We start from the raw sequence: 24,273 nt of genomic DNA, 5'->3' as shown, positions 1-24,273 counted from the left end.
CAAATGGCCGATTTCGACACCTCACGCCTGATCTACCTCATTGTCCTTTTGGTGATGATTGCCGGCTGGTTCCTGATGCAGACCCGCGAAGGTCTGAACAAGACGCTGCAACATGCTGCGGTTTGGGCGATGATCTTTGTTGGCGGTGCCGCAGCCGTGGGCCTGTGGCAAGACATCAGCCGCTCCGCATCCCAGACCCGCATGACAGATGCCGGTCAGATCATTGTTCCGCGCAGTGCGGATGGCCACTATTACCTCACGGTTCAGATCAACGGCACCGATGTGCGCTTTGTGCTCGATACGGGCGCAACCGACATGGTGCTCACCCAGTCTGACGCACGACGTGCAGGGCTGGACCCCGATCAACTGACCTACCAGGGGCGCGCAAACACGGCCAACGGCGAGGTACGGACCGCTTTTGTGCGCCTTGATGCAGTGCAATTGGGTGATGTGACCGACCGCGACGTAGCGGCGGTGGTCAACGGAGGTCAGATGGAGGATTCCCTGCTTGGCATGGGATATCTGCAACGCTGGGGCCGTTTGGAAATCGCCAATGGCGAGCTGATGCTGACCCGTTAGGTTTCCGCCTTCTTTTCCCAGCGACCTGAGGCCTCGGACCAATACTGCGCCGAGGCTCCCGCGTCTTTCAGCGTCTTCCATTGCCCGCGTGCGCGGTCCAATGCAACCTCGTCATCGCCATCAAACAAGATACAGACCCGGTCCAGTGCTGCGACCTCATCCACACCAACATCCGCCCCATGTACCGACATGACACACTGTGGCGCGTTGGCGGCCTCTGTCCCGAAGGTCAACAAAACGGGCTGATCAGCGTCATGCGGCCCGCCTGCAAGCCCATGCGGCAAAAATCCATCCTCCGGCCCCATCCACAGCGCCTTGTCCAGCGCTTCAAGCCCCGCCATATCCGTTCCACGCACCGCAACTTTCCAATCGTTTTCCAACGATTTGCCCAAGAGCATGATCAGCGTGTCCACCAGTGGCTTGCGTGTCAATTGATAGAAATAGGCGGCACCCATGGCCTGATCAATCCTTCTCAAACATATCGGATATCAGACGGTTCAGTGTCGCCACGCCCCATCCGGTCGCTCCTTTTGGGGCCAGCGTTGTATCGGTCTTGACCGACGCCACACCTGCAATGTCCAGATGGATCCATGGCATCCCGTCCTTTACGAACCGTTGCAGGAACTGTGCTGCCGAAATGGCCCCGGCCATGCGACCACCGATGTTCTTCATATCGGCAATGCGGCTTTTCAGCAGATCATCATAGGCTTTGCCCAATGGCATCCGCCAGGCCCCTTCACCTTCGGTTTTGGCGGCTTTCAAAAACGCAGCGCAGAATGCGTCATCATTTGAAAACACGCCTGCATTCTCGTGGCCAAGACTGACGACAATTGCACCCGTCAGTGTTGCAAGATCAATCATCGCCGCAGGTTTGAACCGATCCTGCGCGTACCACATCACGTCACACAAAACCAAACGCCCTTCGGCGTCGGTGTTGATCACTTCTACCGTGTCGCCTTTCATCGAGGTGATGACATCGCCGGGGCGGGTGGCATTGCCCGAGGGCATGTTTTCGACAATGCCCACCAACCCCACGACATTGGCCGCCGCCTTGCGCCGCGCCAGTGACCGCATAACACCCGAGACCACGCCCGCACCGCCCATGTCCATGGTCATGTCTTCCATGCCAGCGCCGGGTTTCAGGCTGATCCCGCCCGTGTCAAAAACCACGCCTTTGCCAACCAGCGCCAGCGGGGCCGCGCCTTTTTTGCCGCCGTCCCAACGCATCACCACCACATGCGATGGGCTATCTGATCCCTGACCAACCGACAAAAGCGTTCTCATTCCAAGGCTTGCAAGATCATCCTCATTCAGAACCTCAACTTTCAGGCCAATGCTTTTCATCTGCGCCAATTGATCCGCAAACGCAGTAGTGGTCAGCACATTTGCTGGTGCATTGGTCAGATCGCGGGTCATAAACGCGCCTTCGGCAATGGCCATCAACGGGGCATAGGCTTCTTGCGCGGCATCCGGCTTGCTGCACATCACACGCACAGCACCTTTGCGCGCTTCCGCGTCGCTTTTATGGTCATCAAAGCGATAATCCCGCAGGGCGACACCATAGGCGACCTCGGCCACCCGCCGGGTTCCCGCCGCAAGGATCAACACATCCGACTGACCGCGCAATTTGGCCAAGGATGCGCCCGCGCGGCGCGCTACATGGCGGTCCGCCCCTTTTGGCAGGCACACCACATCCACTGCATCAGCAGCCAAGCCGCCGGGATAGGCCATCGCCACCGCATCCCCCGGTTTGAGCTTGGCAAAGGGCGCACCCTCGATCAGACGCGCCAAACCGCCACGCGTTAATTTATTCACCCGCCGCGCACCTGCATCCAGGCGGCCATCCCGGTCAATAAGCACCGCAATCCGGCCAGCATGGCCAGCTATTTGGTCAATATCTGTATCGGCAAAAGAGATAGGTGTCAGGTCAGTCATATTGCGCGCCTCAGCTAGAAATTCAAACAAGACCTATCGCGGCACAACGCCCATGACCAGATGGATGAACAGATATCAGTTTTCCCGCACCACATTATGGGTTACGATGCCGAAAAACAGCCGTCAGAGCATCTTTTTGGGGGATCGCAGTGGCCAAATTCGACCGCTATATGCTGTCGCAGCTTCTTGTGCTGTTTGGCTTCTTTGCGCTTGTGCTTGTGGCGTTGTTCTGGATCAACCGTGCTGTCGTTTTGTTTGATCGGTTGATCGGTGACGGCCAATCCGCCCTTGTTTTCCTTGAATTTGCATCACTTGGCCTGCCCAAACTGATCACCACCGTTCTGCCCATCGCGGCATTTGCCGGCGCGGTCTATGTCACCAACCGGATGATGAGCGAATCTGAATTGACCGTGCTGCAATCAACCGGGACCGGCCCATGGCGGTTGGCGCGTCCGGTGCTGGCCTATGGCATCTGCGTCGCCCTCATGATGTCGATTTTGACGCATATTCTGGTGCCGCTGGCGCAGGCGCAGCTGAACCAGCGGGAAAATGAGATATCCCAGAACGTGACCGCGCGGCTCTTGACCGAAGGCACATTTTTACATCCCACCGAAAAAGTTACCTTCTATACCCGCATTATCGACGCCGATGGGGTGCTGCGCGATGTGTTTCTGTCCGATCGCCGAACCCCGAATGAAGGTGTGATCTACACCGCTGCTGAGGCATATCTTGTGCGCAATGGCGATGGGACAACACTGATCATGGTCGATGGTTTGGCGCAACGGCTGAGCAACATCGACAAACGTCTGGCCACGGCAAAGTTTCGCGATTTCTCGTTCGATATTTCCGCCCTCGTGGACAAAAGCACATCTGGCAGCCAATCCATCGGCAATATCACCACGCCGGATCTCATGTCAGATTGGTCCAATCTCGAAAAACGCACCGGCACCAGCGCGGGCGTCATTGCCGAGGAATATCATTCACGTTTTGCCCAACCCTTGTTTTGCATCATCGCGGCGATGATCGGGTTTTCGACGCTGATGGTCGGCGGTTATTCACGGTTCGGCGTGTGGCGCGAAGTGGTGATCTCGTTTGGCCTGTTGATCACCATCGACGGCATCCGCGGGGTGTTGGTCGACCCCGTGCGCAGTGATGCATCTGCCTGGCTGTTGATGTATGTCCCCTCGGCGATTGGATTTATTTTGGTTCTGGCGATGTTATGGCAGGCGTCACACCCCAATTGGCTGCGTCGTTTGCGCCGCAAAGAGGTTGCGCCATGATCCTGCACCTTTATTTCGCCCGCCGCTTTGCAGCGGTGTTCATGATGATCACCATCGCGCTCTTTGCACTGGTGGTGCTGATTGATGGCGTTGATCAGGCACGCAAATTCGGCAGTCTCGACATCGGCTGGAAAAACATCATGGGACTGACCCTGCTGAATACGCCGCAAACCATCAACCTGATCCTGCCGCTGATCGTGATTCTGGCCACCGTCGCGCTGTTTATCTCATTCGCCCGGTCCTCAGAAATGGTGGTCACGCGGGCGGCGGGCCGTTCTGCCATGCGCGCGCTGATTGCCCCTGTGGTTGTTGCCTTTATCATCGGTGTGATGGCGGTGGGCGTGTTGAACCCTATCGTTGCGGCCACTGGCAAACGGTATCTGCAATTGTCCGAGAGTTACCGCGCCGGTGGTGCCTCGGCCTTGTCGATCAGTGACGAAGGGTTGTGGCTGCGTCAGGGCAGCGCCCTGGGCCAGACCGTGATCCGGGCGTGGCGGTCAAACGACGATGCCTCGGTCCTTTATGACGTGACCTTCTTGTCGTATGCGCCGGATGGCGGACCAACACGGCGCATTGAGGCGGCAAGCGCCGCACTCACCGATGTCGGATGGTTGTTGCGCGATGCAAAATCCTGGCCACTGCAGGCAGGCACCAATGCCGAAGGCAACGCGCAATACTACGAGAACCTTACCATACCTTCCACGCTGACCCTCGAACGCATCCGCGAAAGCATTGGGAAACCCGCCGCCGTTTCGATCTATGATTTGCCTGAATTCATTCTGCAGCTCGAACAGGCAGGGTTCAGCCCACGCCGCCACAAAGTGTGGCTTCAAACTGAGCTTGCGCGGCCATTTTTCCTGATCGCGATGGTTCTTGTTGCGAGCGCCTTTACCATGCGTCATACCAGATTTGGTGGTACAGGGGTGGCTGTACTGGCATCTGTGCTATTGGGGTTTGGTTTGTATTTCATCCGCAGCTTTGCGCAAATTTTGGGCGAGAACGGTCAGATACCTGTGGTTCTGGCCGCTTGGGCTCCGCCGACAGCCGCCATTTTGCTGGCGTTGGGCCTGCTCCTACATGCAGAGGACGGCTGATCACATGCGGCTTGTCCTTGCATTTCTTGCACTGATCTCGCTACCAGCTTTGCTGGCCGCACAGGACGCGCCCCCGGCGGCCGCCGTTCTGGTGGCAGATCAGGTGTTCATCACCCACGACCGAACATTGGTGGCACAAGGCAATGTCGAGGCGTTTCAGGGCACGACCCGCATCCGCGCCCAGTCTATCCGCTACAGCCGACAAACCGGGGCTTTGATCATTGAAGGTCCAATTGTGTTAAGCGAAGGCGATGACACCGTCATTCTGGCCGATGCTGCACAGCTTGATCAGGATCTGCAAACCGGCCTTCTGACGGGTGCGCGGTTGATCCTGGATCAGCAATTGCAACTGGCCGCAGTTCAGATCAATCGGGTCGAGGGACGCTACAGCCAGCTTTACAAAACCGCCGTGACCTCCTGCAAGATTTGCGATGACGGCGAAGCACCCCTTTGGCAAATTCGCGCGAAACGCGTTGTACATGACCAGCTCGAACAGCAGCTTTTTTTCGACGAAGCGCAGTTTCGCATCAAGAACATCCCGGTCTTTTACCTGCCCCGGCTGCGGCTGCCAGATCCGACATTGGACCGAGCCACTGGCTTTTTGACGCCCTCCATCCGCACCACATCGCAGTTGGGCACTGGCCTCAAGATCCCCTATTTCATCAAGATAGGCGACAGACGCGACTTGACCGTGACACCCTATCTTTCCAGCAGCACCCGCACCCTTGAGTTGCGCTATCGGCAAGCATACCGGACGGGACGCATTGAATTCAACGGCGCAGTGTCGCGCGATGATGAACGCCCTGGCAAAACACGCGCTTATCTGTTCGGGTCCGGGCACTTTGATCTGGCCCGCGACTACAAGCTGGACTTCGCGATTGAGACAACCAGCGACCGCGCCTATCTGACGGAATATGGGTATTCGGGCAAAGACAGGCTGACATCAGAACTGACCGTAAGTCGGGCGCGCCGGGACCAATATGTCCGTGCCAGCCTCTTTAATTTTGAATCCCTGCGGGACAACGAAAACAACGACACTTTGCCCACGCTGGTATTGGACGGTGAATACCAGCGGCGTTACTTCCCCGCGTCCATGGGCGGCGAGTTTCGCGTCGCGCTGCAGGCGCACAGCCATCGGCGCACTTCCGACCTGAGCATAGATGGACCGGACCCGGACCTGATCGTGGATGGACGCGATGTGGCCCGGATCAATGGCGAGGTTGACTGGCTGCGGCGTTTGACATTGCAATCAGGGGTGGTCGCAGATTTTCGTGTCGGTGCCAATTTTGGCTTTTTCGATATCACGCAGGATTCAACCTTTGCCCAGAACCATTCGGACTTTGTTCCGCATGCAGCGCTGGCGTTGCGCTATCCGATGGTGCGCCGGGGCCGCAACGGCGTCGTGCAAACCTTGGAACCCGTGGCACAGCTTGGGTGGATCGGTGGCGACCGGCTTGTCATTCCCAACGAAGAAAGCACCCGTGTCGAATTCGACGAAGGCAACCTGCTGGCATTGTCACGTTTTCCACGCCCTGATCGCCGCGAACGCCATGGGATCGCCGCCGTGGGCCTGAACTGGTCCCGCATCGATCCCGCAGGCTGGGACGCGCATATTACCGTGGGTCAGGTGCTGCGCGAAAAGGCGGACCCGGCATTCACCAACACCTCCGGATTGGCCGGCACCTCGTCTGATCTGTTGCTTGCGGGCCAGATCAAGACCGCGAACGGCCTGTCACTGACGGGGCGCAGCATTTTTGACAAAGAGTTCAAATTCTCCAAAGCCGAACTGCGCGGCGACTGGGACTTCGCGCGGGGCAGCATGGGCGGCAGTTATGTCTGGCTTGACGCTGACCCGGCCGAGGCCCGCCCCCAGGACATCTCGGAAATATCACTGGATGGCCTGTACAAAATCAGCAGCGCATGGTCTGCCAGCGCAGACTATCGCTTTGACATCGCCGATGACCGCTCCGCAACGGCGGGCTTTGGTCTGACCTATAACAATGAATGTGTCACGGTCGACCTTTCGGTCAATCGCCGCTATTCGTCCTCAACAAGTGTTGAGCCCTCTACCAATATCGGGTTTAACATCGGCCTAAGGGGTTTTGCCGCCTCAACCGGAAAAGAAAGATACGTGCGCTCATGTCGGAACTAATCAAAATGAAATTTTCCAAAGTGATCCGATGCATTGCCGCCTTTGGCCTGATCGCAGTGATGGGTCAGGGGGCTGCGGCGCAAGATTTGTTTGCACCGGTTGCGCGGGTCAACGATTCTGTGGTGACGGAATTTGAAGTCCAGCAGCGGCAGCGGTTCCTGCAATTGCTGAATGCGCCCGGTTCTGATCGCAAAAGCGTGGTTGACGGGCTGATCGATGACCGGTTGCGCAGCGCACTGATGCGCCAGGCGGGCGGCGAACTTTCCCCTGAAGAGGTCCGACAGGGCCAGACCGACTTTGCCGCAAGGGCAAACCTGACCGCAGAAGAATTCATCACCGCTCTGGGCCAGTCTGGTGTGGACGAGGAAACTTTTCGCGATTTTGTGACCATATCGGTGCTTTGGCGTGATTATATCCGCGCCCGCTATGGCAACACCGTGACCATTTCGGACGCCGAAATAGACCGCGCCCTTGGGGCGGACGGCTCAGGCTCCGGCATCCGCGTTCTGTTGTCCGAGATCATCATTCCCGCCCCTCCCCAAAACGCCGCGCGGGTTGCGGCATTGGCGGATCAGATTTCCCAAACCCAGTCCGAGGCAGAGTTCTCAAGCTATGCGCGACGCTATTCCGCGACCGCATCGCGCGGCAACGGGGGTCGGATGCCATGGACCCCACTTGAAAAGCTGCCTCCTTCCTTGCACCCGATCATTCTGGCTCTGGCCCCGGGCGAAGTGACCGCTCCGCTGCCAATTCCGAATGCTATCGCGCTGTTCCAACTGCGCGGCATCGAAGAAACCGGAACCCCCTCACGCGCCTATTCCGAGATTGACTATGCGGCCTATTACATTCCCGGTGGCCGGTCAGAGGCTGGATTGGCGCAAGCGGCCAAAGTGCGCGCCAAGGTTGATGTCTGCGATGATCTTTACGGCATCGCCAAGGGACAGCCCGCCGAAGTGCTTGACCGTGGGGCCAAAAAGCCCGGCGAAATCCCCCAAGATGTCGCCATTGAACTGGCCAAGCTCGATCCCGGTGAATCCTCCATTGCGCTGACCCGCGCGGATGGCCAGACGCTGGTGTTCCTGATGCTGTGCAAACGCACCGCCGAAGCCAACGCTGAGGTTGACCGCGACAGCGTGATCGCATCCATCCGCCAGCGTAAATTGCAGGGCTACGCCGATCAATTGCTCGAACAGCTGCGTGCGGATGCCCAAATTTCGATAAATGAGTAACGGCACCGGCCCGATCGTCATTTCCTGCGGCGAGCCTGCGGGGATCGGACCGGAGGTCGCCGCGCGCGCATGGTCGGCCATCTGCGGTGAAATCCCGATGCTCTGGCTTGGTGACCCGCGTCATCTGCCGGGCGACATACCGCACCGGACCATCCAATCCGCAGATCAGGCGATGACGATCTGCGCCGATGCCCTGCCCGTTCTGGCCTTTGATTTTGGCAGCGACGCGGTACACGGGCACCCGCAACCGGGTCATGCGCAAGGGGTGATTGACATGATTGCACAGGGCGTTGCGATGGTGCGTGACGGTCTGGCCGCAGCGCTTTGTACGGCACCCATTCACAAAAAGGCGCTGAAAGACGGGGCCGGTTTCGCCTACCCCGGCCATACCGAATATCTGGCGGCCCTTGGTGGTGTGGATGATGTGGTAATGATGCTCGCCTCTGACCAATTGCGTGTGGTCCCGGCGACCATCCACATCGCCTTGGAACAGGTCCCGGACCAACTGACCCCAAAGGGATTGCGCCGCACGATCGAGATCACCCATGCCAGCCTCAAGGACCATTTCGGCATTTCGACACCACGCATCACCGTTGCGGGTCTGAATCCGCATGCGGGTGAAGGCGGCACAATGGGCACGCAGGAACGCGACTGGATTGTACCCTTGCTGGCTGAGATGCGGTCAGAAGGGTTTGATCTGACCGGTCCCCTGCCCGCGGACACGATGTTTCACGCCGCCGCGCGCGCACGCTATGATGTGGCCATCGCCATGTACCATGATCAGGCGCTGATCCCGATCAAGACCCTGGACTTTGACAAAGGTGTGAATGTGACCCTCGGCTTGCCGTTTATCCGCACCTCGCCCGACCATGGCACCGCTTTTGACATCGCCGGCAAGGGCATCGCTAACCCAACCAGCATGATTGAAGCTATCAAACTGGCGCACCACATGGCCACGCGTACCACATGAGGTTTCATTGTTTCAAAAATACACATATCCCGGCCCCACCACCCGGCGCGAGGCCTGCAAGATGAGCGCCATCGACACCCTGCCGCCACTTCGCGATGTGATCGCCAGCCACAGCCTCTCTGCGCGCAAATCGCTGGGCCAGAATTTCCTGCTGGATCTGAACCTGACGGCCAAGATTGCCCGGCAGGCCGGTGACTTGAGCGCCTGTGATGTGCTTGAAATCGGTCCCGGCCCCGGCGGGCTGACCCGTGGATTGCTGTCTGAGGGGGCGCGCCATGTGCTGTCGATTGAGAAAGACGCACGCTGCCTTCCTGCTTTGGCCGAGATCGCAGCCGCCTATCCCGGCAGGCTGACGGTCATCGAGGGGGACGCCCTTGAAATTGATCCCCTCGCCCATCTGACACCACCGATCCGGGTTGCAGCGAACCTGCCGTATAATGTCGGCACTGAACTCCTTGTGCGCTGGCTAACCCCGCCGACATGGCCCCCGTTCTGGCAAAGCCTGACCTTGATGTTTCAGCGCGAGGTCGCAGAGCGGATCGTCGCCGCCCCCGGTTCCAAGGCCTATGGTCGTCTGGCCATACTCGCCCAATGGCGCAGCGATGCCCGTATTGTCATGCAATTGCCGCCCGGTGCCTTCACGCCCCCGCCAAAGGTATCCTCAAGTGTGGTGCATCTGACCGCCCTGCCCGCGCCGCGCTTTCCCGCTGATCCCCCCACGCTCAGCCGGGTTGTCGCCACCGCATTCAATCAGCGCCGCAAAATGCTGCGTGCAGCCCTCAAAGGGGCGGCACCGGACATCGAAGCCCATCTGCGCGCCGCTGGCATCAAACCCACCGACCGCGCCGAACAGATCCCGCTTGAAGGCTTCTGTGCACTGGCCCGCGAAATCGAAAAGGCTGCCAAAGCATGATCAGATTACTCGCCCTTTTCTTTTCGCTTGCAGTGCTGAGCGCCTGTGCCGCCGGCCACGGGGAAAACGGACCGCCACGCGGATCAGAGGCCCAGATTGCCCAACTGGCCCAAAGCCTGCGCGCACTTGACCCGCAGGTCGACCCCAGCGAGGCCGCCCGCGCAGCGCGGATTTCCTATGAGTATTCGCACACCCTTGCGATTGCCTATCAAATCACCGATCCGCCGCTGATACACAACGCCAAAGTCAACCGCGGTGAAAAACCGCGCGGCCTGTGCCGCCACTGGGCCGAAGATATGGAGGCACGCCTAAACCAAGAGGGTTTCCAAACGCTGGAGGTTCACCGCGCCATCGCCAATGCCAACAGACGCTTCCTGATCGAACACAGCAGCGCCGTTATTTCGGCGCGCGGCCATACGATGGAACAAGGCATCGTGGTAGACCCCTGGCGCAAGGGCGGCGTGTTGTTCTGGTCGCGTGTTCCCGAGGACACGAAATACCCTTGGCGGCGTCGCTTTGACGTGCAGCGCGAAAAAGGGCTGGTGCGCTATGCATTGCCGGGGGAAGTGGCGGGGTAAAGGCATTTCCCACAGCGGACTGGTCCGCGCAAGATGAACGATTCAGACAACGCCCACACCAAGCAGAACCGGCAGCGACATGCCGTCAGCTTCAATATCAAAAGCAGGCTTTGCGCGAACAGACCTCAACCGTGCTGAAGTGAGCGCATTTCTGATTCGCATTTCCGTCATTCCAACGTCGTCGTCATCCGTTGCCTGCCAGTCCCATTGGATGAATGTCCCGCTGGGCTTGAGCAATCCGACCAAAGACTTTACCGCCCCTTCGTAGTCAGACAAGAACCCACATACAGAGGATGCATAGATTAAATCGAAGCTTGATTGCCAGGCGTGCGCACGTTGAAAGTCAGCATCAAGAACGTTGCCATGCATCGCCACGACATTCGCAATACCCTTGGCGTCCAAAACAGCAATCATCTTTTCTGATGTGTCGATAGCGACCACCTCCCGTACAAAGGGAGCAACGCGTTCAGCCATCAATCCTGTACCGCACCCAAAGTCGAGGATCCGTTTCGATTTCCAGCCTGTGGTGCGAATTTCAACCTCAGTGACGAGAGAAACAAAGGCCAGTTCTGAGTACCGTTGTACGTCGGCATTGTCGTCCCAGCCTTCTGCGTGGTCATTCCAGTTTGCAGTCATCCGATATCTGCCTTGTTGCCTTCGGCGTCTTTATGTCGATTAGAATCAACCCCCATCCCATCTGCAGATCGCTTTGTATGAAACAGGTTTTATCGCCGTTGAAAGTCATTCCGTCACACTTCCAACACCCTCCAAAAAAAGGCCCCGCATCCTGCGAGGCCTTTCCTAACTCATTCTGCCGCTTCGGGCTGATCGCCGCCGCTGCCATCGCCGCCGTTATCATCAGCCTTTGGCTGGTCGGGTTTGCGGCGCGGGGCACGCTTTGGCTTGGGCTTGCTTTCAGGCGTCTCGACCAGACCATTGTCGGGTTCCGCCGCTTCGCCCTGCGTCACAAAATCAGGCAACTGTGACACGGTTTCAGGCTTGCGCCGTGATCTAGGCTTGGGCTTGGGCTGTTGTTGTGGCTGGTCGCCGCTGTGATCGGCATCGCGACGCGGACCGCCCTCATTTTGTTGATTGTCATTCTGCTGCGCGTGCGGCTGTTGGCCCTCGCCCTGATGCTGCGGGGCGTTGTTTTGTGGATTGTTATCTTGAGGGTTGCCTTCGCGCTCCTGGCGCTCTTGGCGCTCGCGGTCACGTTCAATCTGGCGTTCGCGGTTCTGACGCTCTTGCTCTTCACGCTTTGAATCTATTTCACGCTGTGCCTCTGCCAGCAGCCGCAGGTAATGCTCTGCGTGTTGCTGGAAATTCTCCATCGCAACGCGGTCATTGCTAAGCTGGGCGTCACGGGCCAATTGATTGTATTTCTCAATCACCTGACTTGGCGTGCCACGCACTTTGCCTTCCGGGCCTGAGCTGTCGAATACCCGATTGACGACATTGCCGCCTTGATTGTTCTGCGAACGGTTGCGGTTGCTCTTCGACCGGCCCCGAGATCTGGTTGATTTCATGTAAATTTTTCAGCCTTCAATGCTGTTATTCGTAAAACCCGGGTGGCGTAGCAGCACCAATGAATGTCCCGGTTGTGCGAGTTGTTGGGCATAATGCCGCGCGGGACCGCCCGTAAGCATCCACCGCTGCAACAACCTTGAATAAGCATGCCAAATCGCCCACGGCAAGTGTAAAGTGCAATATTAATCCGATGATAGGTTGTTTTTCGCCGTTTTATGCTGGTCTGTCGGCACAAACGACACGCGCGCGGCCATCAAGATCATGTGCAAGCGTAACACGTCCCCATCCAGCGGCACTGAAGATATCGCTGACTTCGCTGCCCTGTTGCCAGCCGATTTCCACCATCACACGCCCCTTTGCCGTCAGATATCCCTGCGCCTGCTCGGCAATTATGCGGTAGGCCGACAAGCCATCAGCGCCATCCGTCAGCGCGATGGCAGGCTCATGCAAGGCAAGCTCAGGCGCAACGTCGGCCATTTCACCCAGCCCCAGATACGGCGGGTTCGACACGATCAGATCAAAGCGCCCTTCGACCGCCTCGAACCAATCGGACTGACCGATCTCTGCACGGTCCTGAACCCCATGCGCCACCGCGTTTGCACTGGCCTGAAGGCATGCAGCCTCCGACACGTCCACGCCAAGGCCGCGCGCGTCCTGCTGCTCGGCCAGCAGCGTCACCAGAATGCACCCCGATCCGGTGCCTAGGTCCAGCACCCGCTCAAACGGTTCCATCAACGCCAATTCAATCAACGTCTCAGTTTCAGGGCGCGGGTCCAGCACATCCCGGCTGATTCTGAAATCACGTCCATAAAACGCACGGCTGCCGATCAGATGCGACACCGGCACCCGCACCGCCCTGAGCGCGATCAGATGCTCGAACCGTTCGGCAATTTCCGGCGCGATTCTTTCGGGGGCAATCAGGGTCACGCGGGCGGCATCAACAGAGGCCGCATGGGCCAGCAATATTCGCGCATCCCGCGCCGGGTCTGGCACCCCGGCAGCGCGCAATCGCGATGCCGCCGCCGCCATGGCCTGCGCTGCGGTCGGCGCGCTCATCCGTTCATCTCGGCCAGCATCCGTGCCTGGGCATCGGCAGTCAGCGCATCGACAATCTCGTCCAGATCACCCTGCATCACCGCATCCAACCGATAAAGCGTCAGGTTGATCCGGTGGTCCGTCATCCGACCTTGCGGGAAATTATAGGTTCTGATCCGTTCTGACCGATCACCCGATCCGACCTGTGCCGCCCGGTTCGCCGAGCGTTCGCTGTCCATCCGGGACCGCTCCAGATCATAGAGCCGCGCCTTGAGCACCTGCATGGCTTTTTCACGGTTGCGGTGCTGGGATTTCTCCGATGACGTGACCACAATGCCGGTCGGCAAATGGGTGATGCGCACAGCAGAATCAGTGGTGTTTACATGCTGGCCGCCTGCCCCCGAGGACCGCATGGTATCAATGCGCAGATCGTTCTGGTTGATCTCGATGTCGACATCTTCGGCCTCCGGCAGCACCGCCACAGTGGCAGCAGAGGTATGGATGCGCCCACCGCTCTCTGTCGTCGGCACCCGCTGCACCCGGTGCACACCGCTTTCGAACTTCAACCGCGCAAACACGTTTTGCCCGGTAATATGCGCCACCACTTCCTTGACACCGCCAAGTTCGGTCATCTGTTCTTCGATCAACTCGAACCCCCAACCGCGCGCTTCGGCATAACGTTGATACATCCGCAGCAAATCAGCAGCAAAAAGCGCGGCCTCGTCGCCGCCCGTACCCGGTCTGATCTCAAGCATTGCGGGCTTGGCATCCGCCGCATCCCGCGGCAAAAGCGCCAGTTGCAACGCCGCTTCGGCACGTGGCAGCGCCGCCCTGAGCATCGGCATTTCCTCTTGTGCCAGTTCCGCCATTTCCGGGTCCACCAACATCGCCTTGGCCTCTGCCATATCGCTCAGCAATTGCTTATAGGCGTCAATCTGTTCAACCACCGGGCGCAGATCGGCATATTCCTTGGCCAAAGCGGCAAAATCCGCCCCGTCCGAGCCAGCCGCCATAGACGCTTCCAAATACTGAAAACGCTGCGAAATTTGTTCAAGGCGGTCCATTGGGATCATATTGTCGTGTCGCTGATGAAACGGCTTTGGTCAAGAGCCTCCGCTGTGCTATATAAGGCACATGATACGCTATGCTATGATCCTGACGCTCCTGCCTTTCACCGCTCTGGCCGATGTCGCGGCACCGGGCGGCAAAACCATTGATTGCTATTGCACCGACCGCAACCACAACCGCGTTGAGCTGGGCGAAACGATCTGTCTGCAGGTCGATGGGCGCATGTTCATGGCGCAATGCCAGATGTCGCTGAATGTACCGATGTGGCGCGAAGTACAACAAGGCTGTCTGAGCAGCCAACTGACCCCGCCAATATCAAAGATAGCTCAGGCCGGTTAAGTCTATTTCAGGTCTGCGCGGTCTGCCCAATCCTTCATGCGCGCTTCATTCACCCCAAAATCCATCTTTCCAAACCTAAGACGTCCGAAAAGCTGAAGGGTGGTCTTGCCTGTGCCTGGCAGCGGCGTCAGCGTAACTGTGGAAAAGTCGGGAAATCCGATTACCTTTGAGCGGGTCATATAGGTGATCTTCCCCGCGTCAGGGCTGCCTGCAATCACCTGCGTGTGCGGCGTGGCCAGTGCCACCGCATGCAGCCGAGCCAGGGCGTCGCGCCCATCACCCTCCTGCACATACTGACCGACAAAACGCCCCACACCGGGATATTCACCCGGCCCCATCACCGGCAATTGCGGATTATGCCATTTGTCGACATCCACAGGGGCAAGACGGACGTAAGCCAAAAAACCCGCAATCAAGATCAGCACGATCCATCCAACCATGCGCAGCCGCCCCCGCTTCTTTTCGCCAAAAAAACTCAATCCCGCCCGCTCAACGATACGCAACGCCGGGCAGAACACACAACATCTCATAGAGGATATTCGCTCCGGTCAGCGCGGTATTGCCAGAGGTGTCATAGGGGGGCGATACCTCAACCAGATCGCCGCCAACAATGTTCAACCCTTTCAGCGCGCGGATCAGCTCCAGTGCCTGCGGCGTGGTCAGCCCGCCAATTTCCGGAGTGCCGGTGCCGGGCGCATAGGCCGGATCAAGGCTGTCGATGTCATAGGTGACATAGACAGGCACATCGCCAATATCGCGCCTGATCTCAGCCCCAAGCGACGCAAGCGACCGCCCCCATAATTCGTGCGCCGGAAATTGCTGAAATCCCCACCCGGCGGCCTCACTGAAGTCTTCAGCCGAATATCCGGTCCCGCGCAACCCGATTTGATAGGTTTTCAAAGGGTTTATCAGCCCTTCTTCATGTGCCCGGCGAAACACCGTTCCATGGGTTTCGCGTTCACCAAACATATCCTCATTCACATCCGCATGGGCATCGACATGGACCAATGCCAGGGGGCCGTGACGCTTCGCCATCGCGCGTAAGATCGGCAGGGTAATCGAATGGTCTCCACCAATCGCCAATGGCATCGCGTCATACTTGAGGATCGCATCATAACTTTCTGAAATAATACGTAAACTATCGCTCAGAGAGAAGGTATTGATCGCCAGATCACCAATGTCCGCCACCTGCAAACTGTCAAAGGGTGCCGCCCCGGTGGCCAGATTATAGGGCCGCAGCATTGCGCTTTCGCTGCGCACCTGCTTGGGCCCAAACCGGGTGCCAGACCGCCACGACGTGCCGATATCCATCGGAATGCCCAGCACCGCCACATCAAGGCCTTTCAGATCATTAACCGACGGCAGACGCATAAATGTGTTCGGCCCGGAAAACCGGGCCAGATCATTGCCGCTGATCGGTTGGTTCTTAATACTCATGTGGTCCTCATCCGATGTCCCAAAAGGCACAAAATCTCGGTCGCAACATGCGCGCCCGCAATGGCCGTGGCCCCCGTGGCGTCAAAGGGCGGCGACACTTCGACAACATCACCGCCCATGATGTTGATCCCCGCCAGATCGCGCAGCATGATGGCGCATTGTGCCGACGTCAGACCACCCCAGACCGGCGTGCCGGTGCCGGGGGCAAAAGCCGGGTCGAGCGCATCAATATCAAAGGTCAGATAGGTTGGGGTATCTCCCAAAACCTCTTTGATCCGCGCAACCGTGGCCACCGGCCCTTTTTCATGCACCTCGCGGGCATCAATGACAGTGACCCCCATTGTGTCCTCATTGGTGGTCCTGATCCCCACCTGCACGGATGTTTTCGGGTTCACGATCCCCGATTTGACCGCTTTGTAAAACATCGTGCCGTGGTCAATCCGGTCCATGTCATCATCGGGCCATGTGTCACTATGCGCATCGAATTGCAGCAGGCTGATCGGCCCATATTTCTCTGCATAGGCCTTGAGCACTGGAAAGGTGATATAGTGATCGCCACCCAGGACCACGCTGGCCGCACCTGCATCCAATATCCCCTTGATATGCGCTTTGAGCGCAGCAGGAAACTGGCTGACGTGACCATAATCAAACGCCAAATCGCCATAATCCGCTATCGCAAATTCGCTGAGCACATCAAAATCCCAGCCATAGGGCGGATCATAGGGTTGCAACGTGCTGGCCTCACGGATCGCACGAGGGCCAAGCCGGGTCCCGGTGCGGTTGGTCACGGCCTGATCAAACGGAATGCCGGTCACCGCGATGTCCACACCGCGCAGGTCCTTGGTATAGCGCCGCCGCAAAAACGACGTCGCCCCACCAAAGGCATTCTCAAAACTCGGCCCCTTGAGGTCCTCACGGGTAAACGCCTGATCCACCTGCGTTTTTGCGTCCTCTAATGCCATTTTTTCCCTCCCAAAGGCTGGGCCTGTTCTACAATCTGCGCAAAGAACGAGGCACCCACTGGGGCCACATCATCGTTAAAGTCATACTCGGGATGATGCAGACCTGGCCCCTCACCCTGACCCAGAAAGAGATAAGCACCGGGGCGTTTTTCCAGCATGTAACTGAAATCCTCGGCACCCATTTCGCGGCTGTATTCCGCGATCACATGATCCGCGCCCGCCACGTCCATTGCCACCTGCGTTGCAAATCTGGCCTTGTCGGCATCGTTGATCGTTGCAGGGTATCCAATTTCATAGATCAGCTCTGCGTCAACACCGTAGCTTGCGGCCTGCCCCGCAGCGATCTCTTTCAGCCGCCGCATCACCATGTCCTGCACGTCCTTGTCAAAAGTGCGCACGGTACCGTTGATATAGGCGGTATCGGGGATCACATTATCAGCAGACCCGGTATGGATCTGAGTGACCGAGACGACCAGTTCCTGCGTGGCCAAATTATTGCGGCTGACAATCGACTGGATGGCCTGTGCTATACCGCAGGCTGCAATCACCGGATCGCAGGTCTCATGCGGCATCGCGCCATGCCCGCCCTTGCCCTTGATGTAAATGTGAAATGAATCAACCGCCGCCATGATGGCCCCGGTCGTCGTATAAAACCCGCCCTGTTCAAACCCCGGCGCATTGTGCAGCGCATAGACCTCGGCGATGTCGAACCGGTCCATCATGCCCTCGTTGACCATCACCTCGGCCCCACCGCCGGTTTCCTCTGCCGGTTGAAAGATCAGCGCAACGCGGCCCGCAAAATTGCGGGTCTCAGCCAGATACTTTGCCGCGCCAAGCAGCATGGTCGTATGCCCATCATGCCCACAGGCGTGCATTTTGCCTGGGTGGATGCTGGCATAGTCCACGCCCGTCGCCTCGATAATCGGCAATCCGTCCATATCGGCGCGCAACCCGATGGTCGGCCCGTCACCCTGGCCATTGATGATTGCCACCAACCCCGTCGTCGCCAACCCTTCGTGCAGTTCATCCACGCCAAATTCGCGCAGCCGTTCTGCCACAAAGGCCGCTGTCTTGTGACATTCCATGCCCAGTTCTGGGATGGTGTGCAGATATTGCCGCCATTCCTTCATCACGGGCGCAAAGGCGGCGATACGGTTCACCACTGGCATGGGCTGGACTCCTTGAGTGCATTCTTGTTGAGGTATCTGACACCAGACAGGACCCAGCCGCAATGCCAGATACACCAAACAATGACGCCCTGATCCACGATACGAATGCCGGCATTGAGCGCCTGTTGGAAATCATGCGCCGCCTGCGCGATCCCGCGTCGGGATGTCCGTGGGATATCGAACAGGATTTTGACAGCATCGCCCCCTACACCATTGAAGAGGCTTACGAAGTCGCCGACGCCATCGCACGCCGTGATTGGCCGGAACTTGAGGGCGAATTGGGCGACCTGCTGCTGCAATCGGTCTATCACACGGCCATGGGCGAAGAGGCCGGGCTGTTCAGTTTTCAATCCGTGGTCCGCAACATCTCGGACAAGATGGTCGCGCGGCATCCACATGTTTTTGGCACCGAGAGCCGGGATAAATCTGCTGAACAACAGACCGCCGATTGGGAAGCGATCAAGGCGCAAGAACGCGCTGGCAAAGCGCAAGGCGGCGCATTGGAAGGTGTGGCCATTGGACTGCCTGCCCTACTGCGCGCGCTCAAGCTGCAAAAACGCGCGGCAAGGGTTGGCTTTGACTGGCCCTCAACCACGCAGGTCATCGCCAAGATCACCGAAGAGGCAACCGAATTGGTCGAGGCCCGCGAATCGCTAAGCCCCGCAGAGGTCGAAGAAGAGTTTGGCGATCTGATGTTTGTCATGGCCAATCTGGGTCGCCATCTGGGCCTTGATCCAGAGGCAGCTTTGCGTGCCGCCAATGCCAAGTTTACCAGACGCTTTGAGGCGGTTGAGGCGCGCCTGGCGATCCTTGGCAAGACACCTGCAGAAAGCGATCTGGCCGAAATGGACGCGCTTTGGGATGCGGTTAAGGCGGACGAGCGCGCAGGCAAAACAACGCCGACGTAATACCGACATGTTACTGACGTGGTGCCGACGCCCTTTTACTCAGACGGTACTTGGCCTATCTCTACGCTGAAAAAGGACACCTTTATGCCCGCACGCAAGATCATTATCGACACCGACCCCGGCCAGGATGACGCCGTGGCGATTCTGCTGGCGCTTGCCTGCCCTGATGAGCTGGAGGTGCTGGGTCTGACATGTGTCGCGGGAAATGTGCCGCTGGAATTGACTGCCAAAAACGCGCGCATCGTCTGCGAATTGGCCGGGCGGACGGATATGAAAGTGTTTGCAGGCTGTGACCGGCCCTTGGGGCGCGATCTGGTCACGGCGGAACATGTGCACGGCAAAACCGGTCTTGATGGCCCAAACCTGCCCGATCCGACCATGCCTTTGGCAGACGGTCATGCCGTCGATTTCATCATTGACCAGCTGCGCGAATATGCCCCCGGCACCATCACATTGTGTCCGCTCGGCCCGCTCACCAACATCGCAACTGCCCTGCAAAAAGCGCCTGACATCGCCAAAAGGGTGGCCAAGATCGTGCTGATGGGCGGTGGCTATTTCGAGGGGGGCAACATCACCCCCACGGCTGAATTTAACATTTACGTCGATCCGCAGGCCGCTGATATTGTTTTTAGATCTGGCATTCCGATCGTGGTGATGCCACTGGATGTCACGCACAAGGCCTTGGTCACGAAACCACGCAATGATGCGTTTCGCGCGCTGAACACACCCGTTGGCACCGCCGTGGCCCAGATGACCGATTTCTTTGAACGTTATGACAAGGAAAAATATGGATCAGCCGGTGCGCCGCTTCATGACCCCTGCGTCACCGCCTATCTGTTGAAGCCTGACCTCTTTTCCGGCCGCCACATCAACGTCGAGATTGAAACCCAATCGGAACTCACCATGGGCATGACCGTCGCCGACTGGTGGGGCGTCACCGACCGCGCGCCCAACGCCACTTTTATGGGCGATATTGATGCGGATGGCTTTTTTGCCCTGCTGACGGAACGGCTGGCCCGTTTATGAGCGCCGCCCTGACCCTCGCCAAACCCGAACATCTGACCGGTTTGACGGCACTAGTTGCTGCGTTTCATGCCGAAGAAAATATCACGATGTCGGCTGACGCACTGACGGCGGGCATCTCGCCCTTGCTTGACGGTATTCCGCACGGGGCGGCCTATCTGATCGGACCGCCGCGCGCACCCATCGGCTATATCGTGATCACGTTCGGCTGGTCGGTTGAGTTTGGCGGTCTTGATGCCATCATTGACGAGCTTTACATCCGACCTGGCGTGCGCGGGCGCGGCATCGCGTCAGAGGCGCTGATTGCGCTGCCTCGCGCCTTGGCAGGCGGCGGATTGCGGGCCATTCATCTGGAGGTGGACCGGGACAATGCAGCAGCGGTCAAGCTTTATCGCCGCGCCGGATTTCGCGAACGTGATCGCTATATGTTCATGTCAAAGACGCTTTGAATGCGGATTCCTTTCGACAACAGCTATGCCGCTCTGCCAGACGGGTTTTCCACCCCGCTGAACCCAACACCGGTGAAAACGCCACAGGTTTTGGCCTTTAACGACGGGTTGGCAAAGGTGCTGGGCATTGAGGTGGGCGATCTGGCCGAGGTCGCGCAGGTATTTTCTGGAAATCAAATCCCAAACGGCGCGGCCCCCTTGGCGCAGCTTTATGCGGGCCATCAATTCGGCAACTTCAATCCGCAATTGGGCGACGGCCGCGCCATTCTGCTGGGCGAAGTGATTGATAAAAACGGCACCCGCCGCGATATCCAGCTCAAGGGGTCTGGCCCAACCCCCTATTCACGCAGTGGTGATGGCCGCGCCTGGGTTGGCCCCGTCTTGCGTGAATACGTGGTCAGCGAAGCGATGCATGCACTTGGCATCCCCACCACCCGCGCGCTGGCCGCCGTCAGCACAGGCGAGCCGATTTTCCGCGAACAAGGCGCGCTGCCCGGTGCGATATTGACCCGCGTGGCGCAAAGCCACCTGAGGGTTGGCACGTTTCAGGTCTTTGCCCATCGCGGCCAAACCGAAAACCTCAAAACGCTCACCGACTACGCGATCAAGCGCCATTACCCGGATGCAAAAGATGCGATGGATCTGCTGCGCGCCGTTTGTGCGGCCCAGGCTGAACTGGTCGCGGCATGGATGTCCGTGGGGTTTATTCACGGCGTGATGAACACCGATAACTGCAGCATTGCGGGTGAAACCATTGACTATGGCCCCTGCGCTTTTATGGATGCATTTCACAGTGGCCGGGTGTTCAGCTCAATCGATCAGCAGGGCCGCTATGCCTTTGGTAATCAACCCAATATCGTGATCTGGAACATGGCGCAGCTTGCCACCAGCCTGCTGCAACAGATGGATGACAAAGACGCAGCAGTTGAGCAGGCAACCGAGATTGTGCACGCCATGCCTGCACAGGTTGAGGCCGCCTGGCTGCGCCGTTTCGCACCCAAGATCGGCATTTCAGACCCGCAGCCAGATGATGTTGCGCTGATCGAAAACCTGCTCAACCTGATGCAGACAGACGGTGCTGATTTCACCAACACCTTCCGCGCCTTGGCCACGGCCACGCCGCAAGACCAGTTTACCAACCGCGACGCGTTTCAGGGCTGGGCCGAAATCTGGCAACAGCGCATCGCCAAGGAACCGGACCCGCCTGGTTTGATGAATGCCACAAACCCCGCGGTTATCCCGCGCAATCACCGCGTGGAACAGATGATCGAGGCCGCCGTTGCGGGCGACATGGCCCCGTTTGAGCGGTTGATGAAGGCGCTATCGACACCCTTCAATGGTACCGATACCGATCTACACCGCCCGCCGACCCAAAGCGAAATTGTCCCCGCGACATTCTGCGGCACCTGAGATCAGGCCGCGGGTCTGGGCCTGCGGTTGATCAGGTAAATGCCGCTGGCCACCAGCACCAGCGCGCCCCAGACCGACAACGCCACATCCTCTGACAACAACAACCAACCCAAAAGAACGGAAAACACCGGGGATAAAAAGCTGAATGAGGCGACCGATGACGCTGGATAGATCGACATCAGCCAAAACCACACCAAAAAGCCAAGGCTCGCCACTGCGATGATCTGAAACAACATGCCCGCCAGATGGATCGGTTGCAGATCACGGATCAAGGGGCCAAGGAGCGGTGCAAACAACAACATGATCGGGGCCGAAACAGCCACCTGAAACATCAATTGCTGCGCGGGCGGCACCCGTGACAGCGGGGTGATCCGCACACACAGAACAATCCCGGCCCAGCAAAACGCCGATGTCAGCGCCAGCAAATCTCCGGTCCAGCTCACCTCGCCACCGCTTCGATTGCTCAGCGCCAGCGCAACGCCCGCCATGGCCAGCAACAGCCCCACCCCTTTGAGCCGGGTCAGGCTTTCGCCCGGCAACAGATAATGCGCGATCAACGCCAGCCACACCGGCATGGAATAAAAAATCACCGAGGCCCGGCTGACGGTGGTGATATCAAGCGCTACAAACAAACAGGTAAATTCAAGCGCAAAAAGCAGCCCGGCCACCAATCCCGCCGTCCATGCGTCGCGCGGCACATGCAAGCTGACCCCGCGCAGACGCATCCAGATCAGCAAGACCACAACAGCGCCCGCCGAACGCAATCCGGCAGCAAATACCGGGTTGAACCCACCGGCCGTGACCTTGATGACGACCTGATTAAAAGCGAGATTGAAGGCAAAGGCGATCAGCGCAGCAGCGCCAAAACGATCAATGTGTGCTTTGCGCTCCATTCCCCCAAAAGCAGTTCCAGTGGGCGCGATGTCAATGCGCAATTGCCCGCCGCTGAGGCCGGTCCAACTTTTTTCCCCTCAACTGCGCAAAAAAACATGCCACACTAAGGCAACGTGATTCATTTCTGGGGGAAAACAATGAGTTTGATGAAAACACTGGCCAAAGTGGCCATCGGTGTCGCCGTGGCCAAAGGCGCAAACGCCTTGATCAATAAGGGCGGCGGTGGCAGTACCAGCCACGCTGGTCAGTCCGGCGGTTTGGGTGGCCTGCTGGGCGGTCTGATGAACCAGGCGGGTGGCACCCCCGGTGGGTCGCGCCCGCATGGTGGCGCGCACAGTCCCGGTGCCGGCGGTGGTCTTGAGGACATGTTGGGCGGCCTGCTGGGTGGCGGCGGCGGATCAACTCAACGCGGTGCCGGGGGTGGCATGCCCGGCGGGCTTGGCGGCCTCTTGGAACAATTGGGCGGCGGGTCCAAAGGCGGCGCGGGCGGCCTTGGTGGGCTGCTTGGCGGTCTTGCAAGTGCCGCCGGTGCTGGAGGCCTTTTGGCGGGCACGGATGAAACCCTGCGCCGCCGTCCCCAACGCGAGAGCGGCAGTTTTGGTGAAGTGCTCAATTCACAGTTTGACGCAACCCCCGAGCCCGCAATTGAACCGTCGCAAGATCAGGAAGCCGCGGCCGCGCTGATGCTGGCCGCAATGATCCAAGCCGCAAAATCTGATGGCACTTTTGATGCCGCAGAGCGGGACAAACTGCTGGGCAGGCTTGGCGATGTCGATCCTGAGGAAGCCGCGTTTGTGAACGCCCAGATGAAAGCGCCGGTTGACGTCGATGCTTTGGCCAAACAAACGCCCAAGGGCATGGGCCCGCAGATTTACGCGATGTCGCTGCTGGGGATTGATCTCGATACCCAGGACGAGGCGAAGTATCTGCACAAGTTGGCCAAGGCATATGGGATGAAACCCGCCGAGGTGAATGACATTCACGCGCAAATGGGCGTCCCGTCACTTTATACCTGAAGACAGCGCCCACCGATTACTGAAAAAGGCGGCGTTCCAATGTGGACCGCCGCCTTTTTCTTATTCTTGTGGCGCGGCCCGGTGCAGCCGGAAAATCACCCAGATCAGGACAATTGCCAGCACCAACGGCGTCATCCAGATCATTGCAAGCTCCCCCTTGAACCAATCTGCCATGCTCACGGTACGGCATGGCCCCCCGGTGGAGTTCATGCACATGCCGGACAAGAGTGCGGCAAATATCGGCGGCACAGAAACCAGCAGCGCCACCGCAACATAAAGCAGACCAAGGGTAAATTTGCGCATCGG

General features: G+C 58.5%; 26 protein-coding genes. 14 read left to right on the top strand and 12 right to left on the bottom strand.

The annotated features are described in order from the left end of the window. The first annotated feature begins 3 nt into the window (after positions 1–3). Positions 4–579, top strand: coding sequence for a retropepsin-like aspartic protease family protein (locus tag ACEWL3_RS15460; protein ID WP_386180356.1), 576 nt, complete (start codon positions 4–6; stop codon positions 577–579). Here ACEWL3_RS15460 and ACEWL3_RS15455 read toward each other — a convergent pair. Together ACEWL3_RS15455 and ACEWL3_RS15450 are read right to left on the bottom strand one after the other, a co-directional pair. Next, the gene (locus ACEWL3_RS15455; RefSeq protein ID WP_386180353.1) at positions 576–1,034 is read right to left on the bottom strand and encodes a DNA polymerase III subunit chi; all 459 of its coding nucleotides are present in this window, start codon (positions 1,032–1,034) and stop codon (positions 576–578) included. The two genes, ACEWL3_RS15460 and ACEWL3_RS15455, sit on opposite strands and share 4 nt — an antisense overlap. A 7-nt stretch (positions 1,035–1,041) precedes the next feature. Beyond that, the gene (locus ACEWL3_RS15450) at positions 1,042–2,514 is read right to left on the bottom strand and encodes a leucyl aminopeptidase (protein ID WP_386180350.1); all 1,473 of its coding nucleotides are present in this window, start codon (positions 2,512–2,514) and stop codon (positions 1,042–1,044) included. A 149-nt stretch (positions 2,515–2,663) separates the two neighbouring features. Between ACEWL3_RS15450 and lptF the strand changes: the two genes are divergently transcribed. From lptF to ACEWL3_RS15415, 7 genes are all read left to right on the top strand, one after another. Next, positions 2,664–3,794 carry an LPS export ABC transporter permease LptF gene (gene lptF / locus ACEWL3_RS15445; protein WP_386180347.1) on the top strand — a complete coding sequence of 377 codons (1,131 nt, stop codon included), beginning with the start codon at positions 2,664–2,666 and terminating at the stop codon, positions 3,792–3,794. Continuing rightward, positions 3,791–4,888 carry an LPS export ABC transporter permease LptG gene (gene lptG / locus ACEWL3_RS15440; RefSeq protein ID WP_386180344.1) on the top strand — a complete coding sequence of 366 codons (1,098 nt, stop codon included), beginning with the start codon at positions 3,791–3,793 and terminating at the stop codon, positions 4,886–4,888. The genes lptF and lptG overlap by 4 nt, the downstream gene beginning before the upstream one ends. A gap of 4 nt (positions 4,889–4,892) precedes the next feature. Then, the gene (locus tag ACEWL3_RS15435) at positions 4,893–7,040 is read left to right on the top strand and encodes an LPS-assembly protein LptD (RefSeq protein ID WP_386180341.1); all 2,148 of its coding nucleotides are present in this window, start codon (positions 4,893–4,895) and stop codon (positions 7,038–7,040) included. Between the two features lie 5 nt (positions 7,041–7,045). Beyond that, complete coding sequence (locus ACEWL3_RS15430) at positions 7,046–8,269, top strand: peptidylprolyl isomerase (protein ID WP_386180338.1); 1,224 nt, start codon at positions 7,046–7,048, stop codon at positions 8,267–8,269. Further along, positions 8,262–9,239: a 4-hydroxythreonine-4-phosphate dehydrogenase PdxA gene (gene pdxA / locus ACEWL3_RS15425; protein ID WP_386180335.1), complete on the top strand. Its 978-nt coding sequence runs from the start codon at positions 8,262–8,264 to the stop codon at positions 9,237–9,239. The genes ACEWL3_RS15430 and pdxA overlap by 8 nt, the downstream gene beginning before the upstream one ends. A gap of 61 nt (positions 9,240–9,300) precedes the next feature. Next, positions 9,301–10,152, top strand: a complete 852-nt coding sequence (gene rsmA / locus ACEWL3_RS15420; protein WP_386180332.1) for a 16S rRNA (adenine(1518)-N(6)/adenine(1519)-N(6))-dimethyltransferase RsmA — start codon at positions 9,301–9,303, stop codon at positions 10,150–10,152. Next, positions 10,149–10,730 carry a putative periplasmic lipoprotein gene (locus tag ACEWL3_RS15415; RefSeq protein WP_386180329.1) on the top strand — a complete coding sequence of 194 codons (582 nt, stop codon included), beginning with the start codon at positions 10,149–10,151 and terminating at the stop codon, positions 10,728–10,730. Before rsmA ends, ACEWL3_RS15415 begins: the two co-directional genes overlap by 4 nt. Before the next feature lie 42 nt (positions 10,731–10,772). On the opposite strand, the gene ACEWL3_RS15410 is transcribed toward ACEWL3_RS15415, so the two are convergent. The 4 genes from ACEWL3_RS15410 to prfA all read right to left on the bottom strand — a co-directional run bounded on the left by ACEWL3_RS15410 (position 10,773) and on the right by prfA (position 14,365). After that, on the bottom strand, positions 10,773–11,366 hold the full coding sequence (locus tag ACEWL3_RS15410; RefSeq protein WP_386180326.1) for a class I SAM-dependent DNA methyltransferase: 594 nt from the start codon (positions 11,364–11,366) through the stop codon (positions 10,773–10,775). Between the two features lie 170 nt (positions 11,367–11,536). Then, complete coding sequence (locus tag ACEWL3_RS15405) at positions 11,537–12,256, bottom strand: DUF4167 domain-containing protein (RefSeq protein ID WP_386180323.1); 720 nt, start codon at positions 12,254–12,256, stop codon at positions 11,537–11,539. 214 nt (positions 12,257–12,470) lie between these two features. Next, positions 12,471–13,313 carry a peptide chain release factor N(5)-glutamine methyltransferase gene (gene prmC / locus ACEWL3_RS15400; protein WP_386180320.1) on the bottom strand — a complete coding sequence of 281 codons (843 nt, stop codon included), beginning with the start codon at positions 13,311–13,313 and terminating at the stop codon, positions 12,471–12,473. Next, positions 13,310–14,365: a peptide chain release factor 1 gene (prfA, locus tag ACEWL3_RS15395; protein WP_386180317.1), complete on the bottom strand. Its 1,056-nt coding sequence runs from the start codon at positions 14,363–14,365 to the stop codon at positions 13,310–13,312. The genes prmC and prfA overlap by 4 nt, the downstream gene beginning before the upstream one ends. Positions 14,366–14,426: 61 nt before the next feature. Between prfA and ACEWL3_RS15390 the strand changes: the two genes are divergently transcribed. After that, the gene (locus ACEWL3_RS15390) at positions 14,427–14,699 is read left to right on the top strand and encodes a hypothetical protein (RefSeq protein WP_386180314.1); all 273 of its coding nucleotides are present in this window, start codon (positions 14,427–14,429) and stop codon (positions 14,697–14,699) included. Positions 14,700–14,701: 2 nt separating this feature from the next. Here ACEWL3_RS15390 and ACEWL3_RS15385 read toward each other — a convergent pair whose 3' ends face one another. The 4 genes from ACEWL3_RS15385 to ACEWL3_RS15370 are packed head-to-tail and all read right to left on the bottom strand — an operon-like array spanning position 14,702 to position 18,267. Beyond that, positions 14,702–15,139 carry a DUF1499 domain-containing protein gene (locus ACEWL3_RS15385; RefSeq protein ID WP_386180311.1) on the bottom strand — a complete coding sequence of 146 codons (438 nt, stop codon included), beginning with the start codon at positions 15,137–15,139 and terminating at the stop codon, positions 14,702–14,704. A gap of 49 nt (positions 15,140–15,188) precedes the next feature. After that, positions 15,189–16,136 carry an agmatinase gene (speB, locus tag ACEWL3_RS15380; RefSeq protein WP_386180308.1) on the bottom strand — a complete coding sequence of 316 codons (948 nt, stop codon included), beginning with the start codon at positions 16,134–16,136 and terminating at the stop codon, positions 15,189–15,191. Further along, positions 16,133–17,098 (bottom strand): agmatinase, encoded by a 966-nt coding sequence (gene speB / locus ACEWL3_RS15375; protein WP_386180306.1) that lies wholly within the window; start codon positions 17,096–17,098, stop codon positions 16,133–16,135. Before speB (ACEWL3_RS15375) ends, speB (ACEWL3_RS15380) begins: the two co-directional genes overlap by 4 nt. Further along, positions 17,089–18,267, bottom strand: coding sequence for a M20 aminoacylase family protein (locus ACEWL3_RS15370; RefSeq protein ID WP_386180303.1), 1,179 nt, complete (start codon positions 18,265–18,267; stop codon positions 17,089–17,091). The genes speB (ACEWL3_RS15375) and ACEWL3_RS15370 overlap by 10 nt, the downstream gene beginning before the upstream one ends. A 62-nt stretch (positions 18,268–18,329) precedes the next feature. On the opposite strand from ACEWL3_RS15370, the gene mazG reads away from it, so the two are divergent. The 4 genes from mazG to ACEWL3_RS15350 all read left to right on the top strand — a co-directional run bounded on the left by mazG (position 18,330) and on the right by ACEWL3_RS15350 (position 22,057). Further along, positions 18,330–19,175 carry a nucleoside triphosphate pyrophosphohydrolase gene (mazG, locus tag ACEWL3_RS15365; protein WP_386180301.1) on the top strand — a complete coding sequence of 282 codons (846 nt, stop codon included), beginning with the start codon at positions 18,330–18,332 and terminating at the stop codon, positions 19,173–19,175. Between the two features lie 84 nt (positions 19,176–19,259). Next, positions 19,260–20,201, top strand: coding sequence for a nucleoside hydrolase (locus ACEWL3_RS15360; RefSeq protein ID WP_386180298.1), 942 nt, complete (start codon positions 19,260–19,262; stop codon positions 20,199–20,201). Beyond that, entirely contained in the window at positions 20,198–20,647 is a 450-nt protein-coding gene (locus ACEWL3_RS15355) for a GNAT family N-acetyltransferase (RefSeq protein WP_386180295.1), read from the top strand. Before ACEWL3_RS15360 ends, ACEWL3_RS15355 begins: the two co-directional genes overlap by 4 nt. Next, the gene (locus tag ACEWL3_RS15350; RefSeq protein WP_386180292.1) at positions 20,648–22,057 is read left to right on the top strand and encodes a protein adenylyltransferase SelO; all 1,410 of its coding nucleotides are present in this window, start codon (positions 20,648–20,650) and stop codon (positions 22,055–22,057) included. A 2-nt stretch (positions 22,058–22,059) separates the two neighbouring features. Here ACEWL3_RS15350 and ACEWL3_RS15345 read toward each other — a convergent pair whose 3' ends face one another. Further along, the gene (locus ACEWL3_RS15345; RefSeq protein ID WP_386180289.1) at positions 22,060–22,950 is read right to left on the bottom strand and encodes a DMT family transporter; all 891 of its coding nucleotides are present in this window, start codon (positions 22,948–22,950) and stop codon (positions 22,060–22,062) included. Between the two features lie 138 nt (positions 22,951–23,088). Here ACEWL3_RS15345 and ACEWL3_RS15340 point away from each other — a divergent pair, with 138 nt between their 5' ends. Further along, positions 23,089–23,967, top strand: a complete 879-nt coding sequence (locus ACEWL3_RS15340; RefSeq protein ID WP_386180286.1) for a tellurite resistance TerB family protein — start codon at positions 23,089–23,091, stop codon at positions 23,965–23,967. A gap of 60 nt (positions 23,968–24,027) precedes the next feature. Here the strand turns inward: ACEWL3_RS15340 and ACEWL3_RS15335 are convergent, their stop codons facing one another. After that, the gene (locus ACEWL3_RS15335; RefSeq protein ID WP_386180283.1) at positions 24,028–24,270 is read right to left on the bottom strand and encodes a hypothetical protein; all 243 of its coding nucleotides are present in this window, start codon (positions 24,268–24,270) and stop codon (positions 24,028–24,030) included. Between the last annotated feature and the right edge of the window lie 3 nt (positions 24,271–24,273).

This window comes from Sulfitobacter sediminivivens (genome assembly GCF_042611115.2).
In the GTDB taxonomy this organism is placed as follows: Bacteria; Pseudomonadota; Alphaproteobacteria; order Rhodobacterales; family Rhodobacteraceae; genus Sulfitobacter; species Sulfitobacter sediminivivens.
The sequence above is the reverse complement of the archived record's forward strand: the minus strand, read 5'-3'. Positions and strand labels throughout refer to the sequence as shown.